17 protein-coding genes and 1 tRNA gene are annotated in these 18893 nt (G+C 66.1%); 6 read left to right on the forward strand and 12 right to left on the reverse strand.

The features are described from left to right. Positions 1-182 precede the first annotated feature (182 nt). The gene (locus ACTJJK_RS13460) at positions 183-959 is read left to right on the forward strand and encodes a hypothetical protein (protein ID WP_031371411.1); all 777 of its coding nucleotides are present in this window, start codon (positions 183-185) and stop codon (positions 957-959) included. A 214-nt stretch (positions 960-1173) separates the two neighbouring features. Here the strand turns inward: ACTJJK_RS13460 and ACTJJK_RS13465 are convergent, their stop codons facing one another. Continuing rightward, positions 1174-1872, reverse strand: coding sequence for a GNAT family N-acetyltransferase (locus ACTJJK_RS13465; RefSeq protein ID WP_440730460.1), 699 nt, complete (start codon positions 1870-1872; stop codon positions 1174-1176). 154 nt (positions 1873-2026) lie between these two features. Between ACTJJK_RS13465 and metF the strand changes: the two genes are divergently transcribed. The 4 genes from metF (at position 2027) to ACTJJK_RS13485 (ending at position 6293) form a co-directional block, all read left to right on the forward strand. Further along, the gene (gene metF, locus ACTJJK_RS13470; protein ID WP_031371409.1) at positions 2027-2851 is read left to right on the forward strand and encodes a methylenetetrahydrofolate reductase [NAD(P)H]; all 825 of its coding nucleotides are present in this window, start codon (positions 2027-2029) and stop codon (positions 2849-2851) included. A 248-nt stretch (positions 2852-3099) separates the two neighbouring features. Then, complete coding sequence (locus tag ACTJJK_RS13475; RefSeq protein ID WP_031371408.1) at positions 3100-4368, forward strand: M12 family metallo-peptidase; 1269 nt, start codon at positions 3100-3102, stop codon at positions 4366-4368. 174 nt (positions 4369-4542) lie between these two features. Next, positions 4543-5274: a hypothetical protein gene (locus tag ACTJJK_RS13480; protein WP_036148293.1), complete on the forward strand. Its 732-nt coding sequence runs from the start codon at positions 4543-4545 to the stop codon at positions 5272-5274. A 104-nt stretch (positions 5275-5378) separates the two neighbouring features. Then, positions 5379-6293, forward strand: a complete 915-nt coding sequence (locus ACTJJK_RS13485; RefSeq protein WP_031371406.1) for a branched-chain amino acid transaminase — start codon at positions 5379-5381, stop codon at positions 6291-6293. Between the two features lie 170 nt (positions 6294-6463). Here ACTJJK_RS13485 and ACTJJK_RS13490 read toward each other — a convergent pair whose 3' ends face one another. The 8 genes from ACTJJK_RS13490 to ACTJJK_RS13525 form a co-directional block, all read right to left on the reverse strand. Continuing rightward, positions 6464-7789 carry a sensor histidine kinase gene (locus ACTJJK_RS13490; RefSeq protein WP_031371405.1) on the reverse strand — a complete coding sequence of 442 codons (1326 nt, stop codon included), beginning with the start codon at positions 7787-7789 and terminating at the stop codon, positions 6464-6466. Positions 7790-7793: 4 nt separating this feature from the next. Further along, positions 7794-8477 (reverse strand): response regulator transcription factor, encoded by a 684-nt coding sequence (locus tag ACTJJK_RS13495; RefSeq protein ID WP_031371404.1) that lies wholly within the window; start codon positions 8475-8477, stop codon positions 7794-7796. A gap of 582 nt (positions 8478-9059) precedes the next feature. After that, complete coding sequence (rimK, locus tag ACTJJK_RS13500; RefSeq protein WP_031371403.1) at positions 9060-9968, reverse strand: 30S ribosomal protein S6--L-glutamate ligase; 909 nt, start codon at positions 9966-9968, stop codon at positions 9060-9062. A gap of 60 nt (positions 9969-10028) precedes the next feature. Next, positions 10029-10478, reverse strand: a complete 450-nt coding sequence (locus ACTJJK_RS13505) for an ATP-dependent zinc protease family protein (RefSeq protein WP_440730461.1) — start codon at positions 10476-10478, stop codon at positions 10029-10031. A gap of 330 nt (positions 10479-10808) precedes the next feature. Next, on the reverse strand, positions 10809-11465 hold the full coding sequence (locus ACTJJK_RS13510; RefSeq protein WP_440730462.1) for a hypothetical protein: 657 nt from the start codon (positions 11463-11465) through the stop codon (positions 10809-10811). A 207-nt stretch (positions 11466-11672) separates the two neighbouring features. After that, positions 11673-14123 carry an apolipoprotein N-acyltransferase gene (lnt, locus tag ACTJJK_RS13515; protein ID WP_440730463.1) on the reverse strand — a complete coding sequence of 817 codons (2451 nt, stop codon included), beginning with the start codon at positions 14121-14123 and terminating at the stop codon, positions 11673-11675. A 39-nt stretch (positions 14124-14162) separates the two neighbouring features. Then, positions 14163-14834, reverse strand: a complete 672-nt coding sequence (locus ACTJJK_RS13520; protein WP_440730464.1) for a hypothetical protein — start codon at positions 14832-14834, stop codon at positions 14163-14165. Between the two features lie 27 nt (positions 14835-14861). Continuing rightward, complete coding sequence (locus tag ACTJJK_RS13525) at positions 14862-15950, reverse strand: hypothetical protein (RefSeq protein ID WP_440730465.1); 1089 nt, start codon at positions 15948-15950, stop codon at positions 14862-14864. 281 nt (positions 15951-16231) lie between these two features. Here ACTJJK_RS13525 and ACTJJK_RS13530 point away from each other — a divergent pair, with 281 nt between their 5' ends. Then, positions 16232-16594, forward strand: coding sequence for a hypothetical protein (locus ACTJJK_RS13530; protein ID WP_440730466.1), 363 nt, complete (start codon positions 16232-16234; stop codon positions 16592-16594). 207 nt (positions 16595-16801) lie between these two features. Here the strand turns inward: ACTJJK_RS13530 and ACTJJK_RS13535 are convergent, their stop codons facing one another. The 3 genes from ACTJJK_RS13535 to ACTJJK_RS13545 form a co-directional block, all read right to left on the reverse strand. Beyond that, positions 16802-17920, reverse strand: coding sequence for a hypothetical protein (locus ACTJJK_RS13535; protein ID WP_440730467.1), 1119 nt, complete (start codon positions 17918-17920; stop codon positions 16802-16804). Next, positions 17917-18621 (reverse strand): DUF4365 domain-containing protein, encoded by a 705-nt coding sequence (locus ACTJJK_RS13540; protein WP_440730468.1) that lies wholly within the window; start codon positions 18619-18621, stop codon positions 17917-17919. Before ACTJJK_RS13540 ends, ACTJJK_RS13535 begins: the two co-directional genes overlap by 4 nt. Continuing rightward, positions 18594-18667 (reverse strand) — tRNA-Gly (locus tag ACTJJK_RS13545). Before ACTJJK_RS13545 ends, ACTJJK_RS13540 begins: the two co-directional genes overlap by 28 nt. Positions 18668-18893: the final 226 nt, after the last annotated feature.

The following is an 18893-nucleotide window of genomic DNA, read 5'->3' on the forward strand; positions in this document are numbered from 1 at the left end:
CCGCGACCACGCTGCGGCACGAGCGATGCATCGACCCGACGACCGCGTGGAATATGCCGCATGAGGCTGCCGGATCCATCGAAGCTGAACCGGCAAATCGCTGACTCACCTAGGGTCCTACCGAGGCTGGCAGGCGCAATCGCGGCCGTTAGGCTGGCGGTGAAATCCTGCAGGAGCGCGCCATGATCCGCCCCATCGACGGCCCGTCGTTTCCGAGCTACACCCCGCCCGCCAACGATCCGGCGCCGGTCGAGGTCGGCACCCCGGCTTACTACGAACAGCGCCTCGCCGACTTCCAGGCGCGCAACCCGGGCGTGGAGCCGCCGGACTATTACCTGGGCTACGGCGACAAGTACATGGAACGGTTCGCCTCACTGGACCGCACCGACCTGTCGCCGGAAGGGCTGGAATGGCGCGACAAGACCACCCTCGCCCTGCAGACGGCGATCGAGGATTACCGCATCCGCGACCCGCAAGGCTTCGCCGATCTGGAACGCGACCCGGATGCCTTCCGCCGCTTCGCTTTCGCCAGCCACCCCGACGCCTATGTCGATTCGGGCCTGTACGGCCTGTCCGTCCAGGACCTGACGGTGATCGCGCTGACCCCGGACATCGGCGACGTGCTCAACCAGGAAGGCATCGACCAGACCAAGATCACCATCGGCAAACTGGAACCCGAGGACGTGCCGGAAATCCTCGGCGACACCGGCGTGCAATACCTGCGCGATGCAGGTCCCTTCGCCTTTACCCCACTGGGGCCGTCGCTCGCCGTCGGCAAACAGGGCGAACGCCTGTTCGACCGCCTCACCGAACAATCCTGGTTCCCGAACATCACCGACCTGCCGCCAGTAGGCCTGCCAGACCTGAATCTCGATCTGTTGCCGGACGTGAGCCTGCCGGACATCGATCTGCCCGATATCGATCTGCCCGACGATATCCCTGGTATTCCAGGGATCTGAACGTTCCACGGATGAGCAGGAATAGCTCCGCGGGCCGCAGCATCGTCGCCTCGGCTCGCGCCGCTCCTGCCCCGAAGCTACACATCCAAGGGTAGGAGCGGCGCAAGCCGCGACACGCCGCTGCACTGCGGAGGCATCGATCAAGCAAGCCCGCGTCACATTGCGGCTTTCACCCGAACGATAGGCAAGCGCGGCAACCCGCAAACGCCGGTGCCTATAGCCGCCTCAACGACCAAAACGGAATATCCCGCCGCAGGCGATAGCCGTTGCGTTCGTACAACTCGACCGCGCGCGGGTTTTCGTGGCTGACGTGCAAAAAAGGAATGCGCCCGCGGGCGTGGTTGTCGTTGGACAGGAACCGCAGCAGGCGCCGCGCATGGCCGTGGCCGTTGAAGTCCGGGTGGGTGCAGACGGCGCTGATCTCGGTGTAGGCGTCCGTGCCCATGCGTTCGCCGATCATCGCCGCAAGGCGGCCGTCGCGGTAGATGCCGAAGTAGCGGCCCAGCGCCATCGTGTGCGGGCGGAAATAATGCGGATACACCAGGGCGGTCAGCGCAAGCACGTCGTCGCGCTGGCGTTCGCCGAGTTCGACGATGTCGGGCGCATCGTCCGTCGCCGGGTCTTCGGTGATCGGCGCCTCGCAGATCATCTGCGCCAGGTCGGCGAGGTGTTTGAGCTCCCAGCCGGCCGGGATCGCCGGCGCGCGGTCGAGCAGCAACACGGTGTCCTGCGCCGGCACCAGTTCGGCCAGTGCGGCCCCGGCGTCGGCGCCTTCCTCGGCCACCCCCATGAACGGGGCGATCTGCGCCGGGTAGCGCGCCAACGGCCCGGCGCTCAGCGCGAGCGAGGCGTGACGGCTGCGCAGGGACGACCAGATCGGGTTATCGAGGACGTGGGGCTGGCTGTCGCTCATCGGATCGCACTCATCGGCTCGCACTCGTCGGCAGGGCCCGCTCGTCGCGGTAACGGCCCCAGTTTAGGCAAGCGCCAGCCCGGGGCGGGAGCCTTGTTCCATTCATCGCGATAGAGAGATATTATCCAGACACCCACCATCGTGCGACTCGCCCATGCTGCCGATCAGCTTCGAGTTCTACCCGCCCAAGACCGACGAGCAGCGCACTCAGTTGGACCGTTCCGCGGCCAAGCTCAGGCCCTATTCGCCGAACTACGTGTCCTGCACCTTCGGCGCCGGCGGCTCGACCCTGAGTTACACCCCCGACACGATCCAGCGCTTGCGCGAGAAGCACCGCCTCGATGCCGCGCCGCATTTGTCCTGCGTGGGCGGCACGCGCGCGGAAATCCGCGAGCTGCTGGCGCGCTACCGCGAACTCGGTTGCCGCCGCCTGGTCACGCTGCGCGGCGACCTGCCCTCGGGCATGGCCAGCGCCGGCGACCTGCGCTACGCCAACGAGCTGGTCGAGTTCATCCGCGCCGAGACCGGCGACCATTTCCACATCGAAGTCGCGGCCTATCCGGAAACCCATCCGCAGGCACGCGATGCGCTGTCGGACCTGGAGAATTTCAAGCGCAAGGTCCGCGCCGGCGCCGACGGCGCGATCACCCAATACTTCTACAACCCCGACGCCTACTTCCGTTTCGTCGACGACGTGCGCGCGGCCGGCATCGACATCCCGATCGTGCCGGGCATCATGCCGATCTCGAACTTCAGCCAGCTGCGGCGCTTTTCCGATCTGTGCGGGGCCGAGATCCCGCGCTGGATCGGCCAGCGCATGCAGGCCTATGGCGACGACGCCGACAGCGTGCGCGAATTCGGCGCCGACGTGGTCGCGCAACTGTGCAGCCGCCTGATCGAAGGCGGCGCGCCGGGCCTGCACTTCTACACGCTCAACCTCGCCAAGCCGACCCTGACGGTGTTGTCGCGCATCGCCTGAAGCATTCAGCCACCTGAAAGCGCAAGTGCAGGCGTCAAGAGACGACGTTGCGCACCGAGTGCTTATGGCGAATTGCTAAGACAGGTCTCATCTCCGACTTGTCCGCCGACAAGTTCGGTCTTGAGCGGCGAGACGGCGCGGTAGCTCACTGCCAGCAGGACGCATCGCCACGACGGGCGATGCCCTCGCGACCGCCGTCGGGGCCCCGTGCCCCGACGCGCAGCGGTCCTCACTGGAGAGAGCGCATCATGTCCGCACGCAAGTTGCTGCCGTTGAACCTCGCCATCGCTCTGTCGCTCGGCCTCGCCGGCGCCGCCTCGGCCGCCGAACCGGCCCCGCTGTTCGCTTCGCCTGCCGTCAGTCAGGTACGCAGCGCCAATACCGATACCGCTTACCAGGCCGTCAAGGCCGAGCGCGCCGCGGTCAAAGTCGACCTGGTCCGCGCCAACACCGCACAGATCACCGAAAACCAGCAGGAACTGCTGCTCAACCTCGCACCCGGCGTCAGTCTCAAGGCACACAAGCTGCAGGCCGAGCGCAAGTCCGACGGCGTGGTGATCTGGCAGGGCCTGGTCGGCGACCCGAAGACCCAGCTCAAGCGCATCAACCAGTTCACCGGTGCCGAACTCATCGGCGATCCGGAGGAATCGGCCACCATCGTGCGCCAGGGCGATCAGATGTCCGGCACGGTGCGCAGCGGCGGCAAGCTCTACCGCATCGATCCGCTTAAGAACGGCGGCCACACCATCAGCCTGATCGACGAATCGCTGATGCCGCCGGATCACCCGGCCTCGGGTTATACCGCCAAGCCCATCGTGCCCTTCCTCAACGACCCCAAGTTCAATGAGGCCGCCGCCGGCGAGAAGGCGCCGGTCACCGTGCGCGTCATGGTGGTCTACACCCAGGCGGCCGCGAATGCGGTCGGCAACATCACCACCAAGTCCAACCTGGCGATCACCGAGAGCAACCAGAGCTTCGCCAACAGCGCGGTCAACGTACGCTTCGTGTTGGCCGGCAACTACACCAACAGCTATGTCAGCGCCGGCTTCGACACCGACCTGAGCCGCTTCCGCGGCACCAGCGACGGTTATCTCGACGGCTACCACGCCACCCGCAACACCATCGCCGCCGACGTCAACGTGTTGATCATCACCGACCCGGCGTACTGCGGCCTGGGCTATCTGAATTCGAACGCGGCCAGCGCCTTCAGCGTGGTCGGCAACACCTGCATGACCGGCTACTACAGCTTCGCCCACGAAATCGGCCACAACTTCGGCGCGCACCACGACCCCAGCAACGGCAACAACACCGCCTACGCCTACGGTCACGGTTACTGGGCGCCGAACAAGACCTGGCGCACCATCATGGCCTACAACTGCGGCTCCAACTGCCCGCGCCTGAACTACTGGTCGAACCCCAACATCACCTACAACGGCGTGCCGATGGGCACCGCGGCGAAGAGCAACAACGCCCGCGTGCTCAACGAACGCGCCGCCACCGTGGGTGCGTTCCGCTGATCGCCGTCTAGGCGACAGCCGCAAGGGCGCAGCCTGCGGGCTGCGTCCCTGCCGACGCCGCGGCGATCCGGCCGCGGCGTTCGCGGCGCGATGCGCCGCCGACCGATGTGCCCGCGGCATCCTTTCGGCATCGCCGCACTGTCCCTGGCCGGCCCTCGGCGCTAGTCTTCGCCGATGCCTTCGTTCGCCCGACTCTGTCTGTTCCTGTCGTTGACCGCCCTGTGGGCCGTGGCGACGCTGTACCCGGGCACCGCCGCGGCGCAGATCCGCCGCTGCACCGACACCCACGGCAACTCGGTCTACACCGATCGCGACTGCGCCTCGGTCGGCGGCGTCGACCGCCTGCCGCGCGGCGCCGCCGCCCAGCAAAAGCAGCAGCAGGCCTACGTCGGCGGTTGCGCGCGCAATCTGCGCGACCTGATCGGGCTGATCACCAGCGCGATCGACGCCCGCGACAGCAACCGTCTGGCCGCGGTCTATCACTGGACCGGCATGTCCGGCGACCAGGGCTATGCGGTATTGCAGCGGCTCGACGCGATCGCCCAGCGCCCCTTGCTCGACATCGCACCGATCCTGTCGTCGCCGGCACCGCCGCCGTCCGAACCCAGCGGCGCCGCCTGGACCACCCTGCCGCCGGCCGCGGCGAACGCGGCCACCGCGCCGCTGCCGCCGATCCCGGCACCGGCGACGCCGCTGGGCAGCCCCGCCGGCGCCGCCACGGCCGATGCGAGCGACGCCGCGAGCGAAGACACGACCTCCGCGCCGGCGCCCGCAGCGCACGCCCCGCAACGGCGCACGCCGGTGGCGCTGCGCCTGGAGCAAACCATGGCCAATGGGGTGACGCCGTCGCGCACCGTATTCGGCCTCTACCGCCACTTCGGCTGCTGGTGGATCCGCGGCGGCTGAGCCTTGCGCCCGGCTCCGCATGGCGTCCATACGCCGCTCGATTGGGCCTGAACCGGGCAGGCAGGGCACAATAGGGGTTTCCTCACCCACCATGGAAGCCGACGATGCAATACCCCGAATGGATCTGGCACAACGGTGCGATCAAGCGCTGGGCCGAAGCAACCACCCACGTCATGTCGCACGCGCTGCACTACGGTTCGTCCGTATTCGAGGGCATTCGCACCTACGACACGCCGCAGGGTCCGGTGATCTTCCGCCTCAACGACCACAACACCCGTTTGTTCGCCTCGGCGAAGATCTACGACATGGGCATCCCCTACACGGTCGAGCAGATCAACCAGGCCTGCCATGAAGTGATCAAGGCCAACGGCAACACCACCGACTATCTGCGTCCGGTCGCCTACCGCGGTCTCGGCGGCTTCGGCCTGTCGGCCGACACCCCGACCGACGTCGCCGTGGCGACCTGGAAGATGGGCCAGTACCTCGGCGCCAGCGTGCTCGAGGAAGGCATCGACGCCTGCGTGTCGAGCTGGCAGCGCTTCGCGCCGAACACCATCCCGGCCGGCGCCAAGGCCGGCGGCAACTACCTGTCCGGCCAGTTGGTCGCGCGCGAGGCGCGTCGCCTGGGCTTCGGCGAAGGCATCGCCCTGGCCTCGACCGGCCTGCTTTCGGAAGGCGCGGGCGAAAACCTGTTCCTGGTGTTCAACGGCGCCCTGCACACCACCCCGGTCAGCGCCGCCCTGCTCAACGGCCTGACCCGCAACACCATCATCACCCTCGCCCGCGACGTCGGCATCGAAGTGATCGAACGCGACCTGCCGCGCGAATACCTGTACCTGTGCGACGAGCTGTTCATGTGCGGCACCGCCGCCGAGATCACCCCGATCCGTTCGGTCGACGGCCGCCAGGTCGGCAGCGGCCGCCGCGGCCCGGTCACCGAGCGCATCCAGGAGCTGTTCTTCGGCCTGTTCAACGGCAAGACGGCGGATAAGTACGGCTGGCTTGAGCCCGTCGCTTAAAGCCGGGAATCGGGAATGGGATTCGGGAGTCGTAAGAGCGGTTCGCCGCGAGCCCGAAGCCCCATCACCGCACGACGAAAACAAAACGCCCGGCTTCGACGAAGCCGGGCGTTTTGTTTTTTGCTTTGACGATTCCCGATTCCCGATTCCCGAATCACCAATCCCGGCTCTCAGAAAGTCAGCGTCGCCACCACGCCCCTGACCTCGCCGGGTTTGACCCGTACGTCCCAGCCGTAGAGTTCGCACAGCCGGCGCACGATCGACAGGCCGATGCCGCCGCCTTGCGAGTGGCCGGCATGGGTGCCGCGGTAGCCGCGCTCGAACAGCTTGGCCGCATCCTCGGCGCTGAGGCCGGGGCCGGAATCGATGACCTCGACCGTACGCGGGTGCAGGCGCACCACTACCTCGCCCTGGGTCGTGTACTTGACCGCATTGCCGATCAGGTTGCCCAGCGCCACCGCGACCGCCGCTTCCGGGGCGTCGACGACCAGGCCCTGCTCGCCTTCGATGCGCAGGGTCAACGGCTTGCCGCCGAGCTGGGCGCGGTGGGCGTCGAGCAGTTGCTCCGCCAGCCGCGCGATGTCGGTGGAGCCGTGCCCGCGCTCGTTGCGCGACAACAGCAGCAAGGCGCTGATCAGATCGGTGCATTGCTGTTCGGCACGCTGAATACGCAATAATCGATTGCGAGTCTTGTCCTCGATGTCCGGCCGCGACAGCAACAGCTCGACCGCGCCCTTGATCACCGCCAGCGGCGTGCGCAGCTCATGGCTGACGTCGGCGTTGAACTCGCGGTCGCGCTGGACCACGTTGGTCAGGCGCTCGGCGTAATCGTCCAGGGCCTCGGCGAGCTGGCCGACTTCGTCGTCGGGGAAGTGCGCGGCCAAGGCCTCGGCTTGCGAACTGCGGCCGGAGCGCTTGAGCCGGTTGGCCAGCTCCGACACCGGGCTCATCACGCGCGAGGCCGCCCACAGGCCGACCAGCAGCGAGAACAAGGTAAACACCGGTACCGACAAATAGATCGCGCGATTGAACTGCGCCTCGCTGAGCGCGCCCTGGCTCATGTCGTAGGCCAGGAAGAACCATTCCGTCGGCGTCTTGCGCACCCCGAGCTTGTACGAGAACGGGCTGCCGTCGGGGTCCTTGCCCTGGATGTTGTGAATGCCGTCGGGCAAGGTGTACCAGTCGGGTTGCTCGATGCGCACTCTTTCGAAGCTGTCGCTTTTGTATACGCGCAACCACATCTGCTGGAACGGCACCTCGGGCTTCAAATTCGGCGCCGAGTAATACTGTCGCGCGTATTCGTCGATGTTCCGATTCACCACGTCGGCGACGAGTTCGTTCTCGACCCGCGTGCGCGTCCAGTTGGTCGCGAACGCGAACATCGCCGTCAGGCCGAAGCCCAGCAGTACGAAGGACAGGACGATACGGCTGCGCAACCGCCGCCGGTAGCGCTTCTTTTTCTTCAGCCGCGCCGCGGAAGGATCCTCTGCAGCCACGCGATCAACCGTTGCTTTCGGGCGCTGCGATGCGGTAGCCGATGCCGTGGCGGGTCTGGATCAGCGGCGTCTCGAACGGCTTGTCGACCACCGCGCGCAAACCGTGGATGTGCACGCGCAGGCTGTCGGAGTCTGGCAGTTCTTCGCCCCACACGCGGGTTTCCAGCTCCTGGCGCGTGACCACCGCCGGCGAAGCTTCCATCAGCGCCTGCAGGATCTTCAGCGCGGTCGGGTTGAGCTGCAGCAGCTTGCCCTGGCGGCGCACTTCCAGGGTGTCGAGGTTGTATTCCAGGTCGGCGGCGTTGAGCACGCGGGTCTGCACGCCGCGGCCGCGGCGCGACAGGGCGTTGAGGCGGACCTCGACTTCCTGCAGGGCGAACGGTTTGATCAGATAGTCGTCGGCGCCGGAATCGAAACCGGCGAGCTTGTTGTCGAGGCTGTCGCGCGCGGTCAGCATCAGCACCGGAGTCTGCTTGCGCGCTTCGTTGCGCAGCTTGCGGCAGACCTCCAGGCCGTCGAGACCGGGCAGGTTCAGATCGAGGACGATGGCGTCGAAGTCGTGCACGACCGCCAGGTGCAGTCCGGTGATGCCGTCGGCGGCGAAATCCACCGTGTGGCCGCGGTCTTCGAGGAAGTCGCCGAGGTTGGCGGCGATGTCCTGGTTGTCTTCGATCACGAGTATGCGCATGTGCTCTTCCCAGTGGGTTGGCGTTCGACCGTGCTAAGACGTCCGAGGTTCCGTATTCGTGGGCCGCTGTGCGATGCGCAGCGGCGGCAAGCGACCGATTCTGCCAGAGCGTATGTAAAGTGAACGGAAAAGGTGAACAGGGGCTGGGCCGCCGTTCAAACGCCGCGGCACCGGCCTAGGCCGAAAGTCATGGCTCGCCCGGCAGCGCCAACATACGGAAAACGCCGGAAAAGACCGCAAAAAACAAAGGCCCAGACGCGGGGCCACCGCGCCTGGGCCAAAAGGGTATTGCCCCGATTACCGTAACCTGCTTCCGACCAGATCCCTATCCGTAACGTTCTGACGAGGAGCGTGACTTGGAGGAGCGGCAGTGCTGCGGTCCGGGTAACGCTACGCGGATTTCGATTAAACCGTCGTTAAAAACGATGTTAAAAAATAATTAAGTACAACCTGAAGTTGTCATCTTGAGGGCCCGGCCCTTCCGCGCCGGGGAGGCACCGTTCGGCGGATCGCCGGCAGATGACCTGCCAGGCTTGCCATTCTCCTCGGCCGGCCCGCTCCGGGGCCCGGCCGGACGCCTGTTCAGCGTCTCGTGGCGGTGCGACGCCCGGTCCCCAGCTTCAGCTGACCGGCCACGTGCTCGATGATTTCCCCGGCCACGTCGACCCCGCTGGCCTCCTCGATGCCCTCCAGACCCGGCGAGGCGTTGACCTCCAGCACCAGGGGGCCGCGGACCGAGCGGATCAGGTCGACGCCGGCCACGCCCAGGCCGAGCACGCGGGCGGCGCGGACCGCCACCTCCTGCTCGGCCGTGCTGGCGCGCACGCCCTTGGCGGTGCCGCCGCGGTGCAGGTTGGAACGGAAGTCGCCCTTCGGCGCCTGCCGCTTCATCGCCGCAACCACCCTGCCGCCGACCACGAAGCAGCGCAGGTCGGCGCCCTTGGCCTCGGCGACGAACTCCTGAACCAGGAAATTCGCATACAGCCCGCGCAGCGCTTCGATCACGCCCTTCGACGCCGACAGTTTCTCGGTCAGCATCACCCCGGCGCCCTGGGTGCCTTCGTTGAGCTTGATCACGTGCGGCGGCGGGCCGAGCATCGACAGCAGGTCGGCGGTGTCGTCGGGGTTGTCGCCGAACACCGTCGCCGGCAGGCCGATGCGCTCGGCGGCCAGCAGTTGATGGCTGCGCAGCTTGTCGCGCGCGCGCAGGATCGCGTCGGAGGTGTTCGGGGTGTAGGTGTCCATGAGCTCGAACTGGCGCAGGACCGCCGAGCCGTAGCGGGTCACCGAGGCGCCGATGCGCGGGATCACGGCGTGGTAGCCGGAGATCTCGCGCCCCTTGTAGTGCATCTCGAAGCCGTCGGACGCGATGCGCATGTAGCAGCGCAACGGGTCGAGCACGCGCACGCTGTGGCCGCGCTCGCGGGCGGCCTCCACCAGCCGGCGGGTCGAATAGAGCTTGGTGTTGCGCGACAGGATCGCAAGCTTCATCGGAAGGGATTCGCGTGGGTGGAAGAAATGTGGAGAAGAAAGACGAACGGCCCGGCGCGTTCAGACGCGCGGGTGGCGCCGCCGGATGCGTCCATGCAGGAACGAGCGTGCCGGATCGACCGTGAACACCCCGGTCACCGCGGTGCGGCCGAGCAACATCGGGAAACGCATGCCACGACGATCCGCCAGGTTTATTTCAATTTCGCGTTCGATGCCGGCCAGACTCAGCACGGTGCGGATGAAGACCCGGCTGCTGCGGTGACCGCCGGAGTCGGTGACCCAGCGCTCGTCGTGCACCAGCGCCCGCGCCTCGACCCGGCCGGCGCCCAACGCCCCCGGACTCAGCTCGAAACCGACCCAGGGCATGCCGGCCTCGACGAAGCGCCATTGCGAATCGACGTGCAGCGCCGAACTGCGCGCGCCGGTGTCGATCTTGGCGCGTATCGCGGCCAGACCCAACGCGGGCAACGCCGCCGCCTCGCGCCAACCGAGGACGATCTTCGATGACATCGTACCTCCGCTGTAGCGACTGCTGCCGGCCTGGGACGACCGCGACCCGACTTGGACCGCGACCACCGTCGGTCGTTCCGTTCCAGGCGCCGCGCGCCGACAAAAAACGGCGACCTCGCGGCCGCCGTACGTATCGGACCGGAGCAGGCGCGGATCGTCCGGCCTGGGGCTACGGTGCGATACGCGACGACCCACTCGGGACCGGGCGCGCAGTCTAGCGCGCCGACGGTGAAGCGTCGATGCGCGCCTCGCTGCGGCCGGATCGGGCAAGAACCACAGGCTTAGCAATGAACCTTCACATCGCACGGCCGCCTGGAATCGCTGAACCGGTCAGGGACGGCAGAGCCGGCGCTCGTACTCCAGCTCGCGCTGCAGCGCGGCCGAATCGCCCTGCACCGCCAGTTCGCCGATGTTGTCGCGCGTGCGCAGGCAAGGGTCCTCGCCGCGGCCGCCGAACAGTCGACCGACGCGCTCGACCGTACGGGCGATCGAGTTCGGCGGCTGCATGCGGAAACGCCGCACGCCCTGCCCGGGCAAGACCGGCATGCGACTGGCCAACAGATCGGGGCCAGGCTCATCCCACGGCGCTCGCGTCGCGCCGGCCGGATCGAGCGCGTTACGGTCGATGCGGATCGCGGTGAGGCCGGTCGCTTCGGCAGGTTCGGTCGTAGCAATCGGCGCGGCCTGTCGCGGCGCTATCTGGAGCGGCGCGGCAGCTTCGGGGATGAATGCGGGGCGCGGCGAACGTGGCGCCGTCTTCTTCGGCAAATCGCGTGCCGGCGCTGTGCGCACCGCTTCGTTCGGGCGCGAAGGCGACGAAGCCGCCGGCCGCAGAAGAATCACCGTCAGGCTCGCTTCGCTGTCGACCGGGTCGGCCGGCCTGCGCAACTGCAACGCCGCCCAGATCAAGCCCGCATGAACCAGCGCGACGACCGTCCAGGCAAGAGCACGTTCGAAGCGCACTTCGCCGAACTCATGCGCGCGCATCGGCGCCCCCGCTCATCGCTGACGCGCACAGCCACCCCATGACCCCGGCATCCTGCCCCATCGCTCGCATCCCTTCGCTGTCGATCGCGCAGCAGTGTGCCTGCTGCGATCAGTGCCGCAAGGTTCGGCAGCGAGCGCCGTTGGCCGCGGTTAAAGCTTCGCCGGCCGAATCCGCGAGGCCCGGCCATCACGCGTATCCCCGCTCTTTCACCCCGTAGACAGCAAGCGCCACGCCAGCCAAGCCGGCACGCCGAGGTAGAACGCCAAACGGCCCAGCCATTCGAGCGCGTCGCGCAGGGCGGCCGCCTGCGCGTAGCGCAACGCCATAGCCAACATCACGACCGTTTCGATTGCGACCCGCAGCACGGCGGCGAACAGCATCAAGCCGATCGACCACGACGCCCACCAAATCAGCAGTCCGGTGAGATAAGCCGCCAATCCGTAGCTGTAGTACTCGCCGAAGGCACCGCCGAAGGCGATGACCTGGTGCAGACGGAAGGCGACCAGCGCCAACAGCAACGGGAACAGCGCGAATTTCACCAGGGGGTGATCGAGCCGGCGTCGATGCGCGTCGGCGCGGGCCTGGATCAGATCGGCCCGACCGGCGGCGAAGCGGCCTTCCCAAGCGATCGGCACGCCGGTCGCGGTCAACAGACGCCGCAAGGCCTCCGGGCGCGTCAACGCCAGGCCCCGCGTCCAGAGCGGACCTGCGGCCAGGCGCACATCGACACCGCTGCGCGGCAACGGCAGACGCCAGGGCCGCAGCGCGGCGATCGACGCCAGCGGAAGCTCGATCCGTTGCCGGCGCTGGTCGAGCACCCACAGCGCACCTTCGACGCGCGCTTGCGCGGCGAACCTGCGCTCGATGGCCCATGCCGCCACGGACGGCAGCAGCACGGCCGCGGCGAACAACCGCAGCTGCGACAGGGATTGGACCTGCAGACCGATGCGCGCCAGCATGTCGAAGGCCAGCCACAGCAGCCCCAGGCCTGCGGACAACCTCAACGCGCCGCTCAGCGCACGCCAGAACGGCGTCAGCAGCACGACCTCGATGATCGGCTCCACTTCCGGCGCGGCGACGGCGCGGCGACGCAAGGCCTGCCACGCCGCCAGTGCCGCCAAGGCCAGCAGGAAGACGATGCCCGCACGCCCCACCCAATCGCCCCAGCGCACCATCAAGGTGGGCGACGGATCGCGGGCGCTGACGAAGGCGGTCAACACGGCCTGGTCGCCGACCGCGGTGTTCGCGAGCACCTCGCCGGTGTCGTCGATGATCGCGCTGAGCCCGTTGGTGGTGACGCGCACCTGCGGCAGCCGCGTTTCGATGCTGCGGAAGGCCGCGACCGCCAGATGCAGGCGCGCGCCCACCGGGTACGCGGTGAACCAGGAATCGTTGGACATGCCGATGATGGCTTGCGCGCCGAGCCGCGCGCCGTCGATGGCCAGGTCGGTATGCACGTCGTCCAGGCAGATCAACGGCACCACGTTGACCTCGCGCCCGTCCGCGCTGCGCAAGGGCAGCACGCGCGCGCCGTCGCCCGCGCGCCAACCGCCGACCCACGGCAACCAGCGCCGCAACACCGGCCCATCGAGCCAACGCGGCACGTATTCGGTCAGCGGGAACGGGTAGGTCTTGCGATAGAAGCCGAGCAAGCCCTTGCCCGGTTCGAGGAACGCCGCCGCGTTGTATTCGCCTTGCCCGTCGCGGTCGTAGGTGCCGAACACCAAGGGCACGCCCGCCGTATCGACGAAGCCCTGGATCTCGCGGTCCAGCGCCGCGCCGTCCTCGCTGCGCGGGCTGGCGAAGCTGGTGGGATATACGGTTTCCGACCACAGCAGCACGTCCGCATCGTGGTCGCGGATCGCCGACCACGAAAGTTCGTAGTGCGTGTCGAGCACCTTCCGGACCACCGCGTAGGCGCCGATTTCCTTACGCAGCCGCTCGTAGTCGGTGATGTTGGCCTGGACCATGGCGACGCGCAGGGTCGGCGCTTCATTGGCCACCGGCGCCTGCAAATCCGCGCGCCGCATCGCACCGTAACCGGCCATGCACACCACGATCAGCGCCCCGAGCGCGAGCGGCCGCAGCAGCGTGCGCGCGCCGCGTTTGCGCTGTTCGATGGCGAAGGCGGCCGCCTCGTTGACCAGCAGCAGCAACGCGGTGAGGCCCGCGGCGCCGCCGAGGTCGGCCACCTGGCGCAACACCGCGGATGGAAACAAGCCGTGCCCCAAGGTGTCGCCCAACAGCTTGGGCATCAGCCGTTCGCAGGCCACCCAGGCCGACGCCGCGGCCAGGGCGCGCAGCACCGGCCCGTAGCGGCGCCCCGCCCATTGGCGCACCAGCGCGAAGGCGAGGAATTGCGGCTGCAACAACGGCGCCAGCACCAGCAGCGCCGCCGTCGCGGTCAACGCGCCCACCTCGGTGTAGGCGCCGATCGCCGCACCGAACCAATGAAACACCGCGGCCACGAAGACGACGCTCATCAACGCGCCGTTGGCCAGCACGCGCAGCGTGGTCCTGTCGTTGTCGAGCACCAGCAGCCACGGCACCAGCGCGACGAAGCCCAGGCCCCAGGCGGGGCCGCCGCGAGCGTAAAGGCCGAGCAAGGCAGCGGTGGCGAGAATGCCGGCGAGGCTACGCCAGCGGGACGGGGACAACCGCTCCTGGATCAAATCGAAACACTCCGTGTCGCTGGGTCAGCGCGGGGGAATCCGGATCGGCCGCTGCGGCATCCCGGGCGGTGCGAGTTCCGGCGGCACGACCCGGTCGGCCGGCATCGCGATGGGTCGGCCCTGCGCGTCGTACAAAGTGAAGCCGGGCGCGAACATCAGCACCGGCTCGATCGGCACGCCCTCGTCGGTCACCTGATGATGGCGAACATAGCCTTGCGGCAATTCGTAGTTTTCCGGCACGGCCAAGCCCAGCAGCGGCGGACTGGTGCCGGGCGGATTGAACGCGCCCAGGCCCGTACGCACGCCGGCCTGCTGCAAGGCCTCGATGACCTGCGCGCCGGTGGGTTCCGGATCGCCGGGTTGGAAATAAGCCGCCAAGTCGTTGGGATCGTTGCTCGGCATGGCCGGTGGCTCCTGCTGCGACGCGGCTTGCTGTCTTGCCCGCGTAGACAGCGAACGGCTGTCCGGCGGAGCGGCCGCGTCCCGATCCACGTCGGCCTGTGCAACGACGGCATTCGCGCCTTGCGCAGGCTCGCGCATCCACCACCAGCCCACCGACGCCACGGCGATCACGACGACGGCGCAGATCGCCCACAGCAAGCGCCCATCGCGGGCCGCGGGCGCTTTCGCAATCACACGCATGCCCTCGCCGTCCGCTCGGGACGACGGGGCATGCGGATGATCGCGCTTGGTCATGAGTCGGCTATCCGCCGGACGCGTCCGTCAGGGCGAAGCCGGCTGATAGACCGACAAAGCCCAGCCCATGCGCTCGTGCCCGTACTGGTTCCAGATCGGGCTGCGGCCGTTGGTGAAGCTGGAGTAGCGCGGCGCGCCGGTGCCGGTGCTGCCGCCCCAGAGGCCGGCCGACACCGTGCCGCCGGTGTAGGTCGGATGGGTGTCGTCGGACTGGATGTAGTCGAACGAGCTCGACGACGACACGAACTTGGTGTTGGCGTCGCGCAAGGTCGCACGCAGGGTGACCGCGGTGCGGTTGATGTAGCTGGCCTCGCTTTCGCCGGACACGTAACGCAGCGCGTCGGAATCGACCTGCCCGTCGCCGTTGCTGTCGTAGTCCGCGCCCATGTACTGGGCGAAGCTGTCCGCGCACTTGAAGCCCTTCTGGCGGGCGTATTCGCACATCCAGTAGTTCATCTTGGCGATGGCCGGCAAGAACCGATCGCGCATGTTCACCGTCTGCCCGGTGGCGGAGTCGCGGCACGAGCTCTGCACGTTGTCGGCGTTGTAGCCGGGGTAGTACAGGTTGGAGATCACCTTGAGCTTGGTGTTGGCATGCGCGTTGGCGTTGATGTAGTCCATCGCCGCCGCCACGTAGGTCCTGCAGGAACTGACCGCGGCATCCAGCCCGCTGTAATTGCAGGTGCCGGTTTGCTCCTTGAACGCCGTGCGCGCCTGCAGACCGTCGTTGCCGCACATCTCGAAGCTCACCACGCGGGTCGAGGCGGCCTGCATGTAGGAACGATCGGCGACGATCTTGTTCTCGTAAACATCGCGCGCCACCGCACCGGACTTGGCGCGGCGAATGCTTTCGACGTCCGCGTTCCAGCGCGCCGACAGATACTCGGCATCCACCGTCGGCGCCGAATAGCGCGCCGCGTTGCTGATCGAACCGTTATAGCCGGCGAAAATCGAATCGCCGTAAGCCACGACGCGGTACTTGGTGCTGGTTGCGGGCCGATCGACGGTCCAGGAAACGTTCTGATTGAGCGTGCTGGCCATGCCCGAGGCCGAGAGCGCGAACAGCGCCACAGCCGAAAGCAACCGCCCCGCCTTATTGCGGAACAGAATCTTCATCCTTAATTCCCCTTCGAGATGATGTGCGCTGCGGACCCCTGCCGGCGCCCGATGAGTAACGCGAAACCCGAATCACGATGGGGATGCCCGGACCCCGCGGCACGCCCCCCCGGCCATCGCCCCCGGACGCTAGCGTATGGTTCCAGGGGGTGCAATGTGCGCTGCAACAGCGGCGGGGGGCTGCATCACGTTTTGGGGTTTGGGGTTAATGGCACATCTGATTGAAGACGTGCTTTGGCAACAAACCTCGCAGGCCCCTTCAGCTCCGCCAGAATGAGCACATGACTCCCGACAGTGCAGCCTCATGGAAGGCCAAGCTTGAACCCTTGACTGGCGCCCGCCGGCCCATCCGCTACGAACACGAGTTCTCGGCTGATGAGTTAGCGCGGCTGCGCGAAGGCCTGTGGCCGCGCGATATGGACGATCGTTGGGTGATCTGGCTCGACGAAAACACGTTGCGCGGCTGGAGGTCGTGGACGGGCACGTGCATCTACGAGGTAGATATCACGGTAAGCGAAGAAGGCACCGGCACAACTGCTGTGCTCGACGTTCTCGATGCTCCAGACACTTACCGCCGTGCGTCCACCGACGCCGCTGAACTGGAACGCTTCGAAAGAATGCTCTCGCTGGTATTACGACACTGAGGCGACGGCGAAACTCCGATCGGCACTCTCCAGTCGGAACCTAGACATGGCCCGTTGCTGGGCCAGTGGCGCACCGCATCGAAAGCGCTCTTGGGACGCGGGAAGCTTCAGAATTGGATTTACCTTGAAAGAGTCCGCAGAAATTTGTCACAAGAACCGATGGCCGCATGCCATGGAGCCCAACTTCAGGGCGTCAAATGCCGAGTCCTAGAACAGTGACCGTAAGTCGACGACCGCAAAGTCTCTCGGATTCAGCAGCTTAGTAGTTCGCCCTTTTACGTGCACATCCCCACGGCAGCGAACGAGGGCCTTCCTGTCGTGCGCGACAATGCCCATGTGGTAGTCCTCAGGTCCGAGCTGAATCTCTACACTACGCTCAGACCCTCCTACGGGGGCCTGGACAGTGATGGTCCCTACTTCGTCTACCTGCGGTCGATGAAGGTGCTTTACGGACCCAATGATCTCTCGATCCAAAAGCACATAATCGTTCTTGTAGTAACTGGAAGCGGATTCCAATGCGTCAAGATCCCGCAAGTTAAACGAGAAGACCGCCGTGTCCCGAGCGAATAATGGACCGGAAGGCGTAGAAACCTTGACCTCAAAATGTCGGCTACGGTCTTTGCCACTGAAACCAAGCAGGGCATCGCACATGTTCGAACTAGCCCCCATCGCAACCGCTCGTTCAAAAACCGCTATCTCATTGTTCACTTGATAGTGACTACTGGCGTCCCGGAGCGCCGACAAGCCCACTACCAAGCTGTGGGCTACCAGCTCCGTCAACGAACTATCCTCAGCTGGGTGGGATGGTCCAGTTGACGCGTCCAAAGGCGCTATGACCTTCACAACGTAACTACCGACCTCCGTCTGCCCGAGCAGCAGGGAGTCCATGTACTCCTTTGCATCTTTCGGCGGCGAACCACTGAACTGCCGTCTCTTGGAATACACAGCCATTGCAGCGGCGTAAAGCAGTTCCTTTGCTTTCCGTATAAGGAGAACGCCATCTTCGATGGGGATGCTCCCGTCGGAGGTATCCTCACCTATCACACGAACCGCAACGACGTTTACGGCCGCTCCGACAAGATCGTCCACGACATCGGCAATATTTCTTTTCTCGTACGCAGCAAGTGAAACCAGAGCCGCCTTCAGTTGCTCCTCGTAGTCCCTGACTTCTGGAGACAGGGGTACCACAACTTCAGCCTCATCGGAGTCGTTGCGGTGCCAAACCGTGGCCACTTTTCCGACAACGCCGTCCTTGAGCCAGTTCTTGCTCTGAAGGTACGTCTGGAGTTGTGCCGCGCTAATGCTGGGGAGCGCCCCATTACTCACATGGACCTCCCGTCACTGGCCGCCGTCATCATGTCCCTGAGCGCATCAGTCGTGAGCCGCTGCGACAACGGTATATCGACAGTCACGGAATCCGCGTTGGTCGAAGCGGGAGCCTCACGCAGCGAAACCCAGAAGCAAAGGTTGTGCAGTGCCACGCAGTCATCATGGTGCATGACCCACTGCCCGACTTCCTCAGGAACCATCAGAACAGCCAGGTACCTAGGAACGACGACGTTGTCTCCGCGCAAGTCATCGTAGTTCTTCTTGGGCAACGGAAACTTGATCACTCCCCCTGAGACCAGACGCCGTGATGTGCACTTCAACTGCAGCTGGATCTGAGGATTCCTGATCTGCCCTCGATACCCCCGTCCTTGGAAGGTGACATCCACGCTGTCATTGTCAACGCTGAAGTCTCCCCGATTGAGACCGGCGTGCGCAGCAAGTGCCGCCACGTATGCGTACTGGAACTGTTCCTTCTGCTTGCTCGTATCCATGCCCATTGCCAGCCAACGCTCCTCGTGTGCCGAAGGCAGCGTATTCAACCCAACCTGCAAAAACAAAGTCCGCACTTGGCGGGCTTCGGAGACATGAAGTAACGGCGTACCGGCAAGATGTAACGATTTGCCGCCTCGCGCCCCTTGCAAGTTGCTGATCAGAAAGGGCTTCTTGACAGTGGAGCGGGTGATGGGAATCGAACCCACGCTAGCAGCTTGGGAAGCTGCAGTTCTACCATTGAACTACACCCGCTTGCGGGCCAGTTTATAGCGCAGGCCGCGCGGGTGGCAAACATCGGGCTGATGGCGCTGTGGCACGAGGCTGGCGCCCTCCCCGTCTGCTCTACCCAGGCGCTTCGTCGACTCTCTGTCGTACTGCCTGCTGTGTCTGCGTACTTATCGAAGCACCGTCCTCGCCTGACGCCCACCACCCCGACGCCTCGCCCAAAAAGAAACCGGGCCTCTCGGCCCGGCTTCGT

The organism is Lysobacter sp. 22409 (assembly GCF_052045105.1).
Classification (GTDB): domain Bacteria; phylum Pseudomonadota; class Gammaproteobacteria; order Xanthomonadales; family Xanthomonadaceae; genus Lysobacter; species Lysobacter antibioticus_B.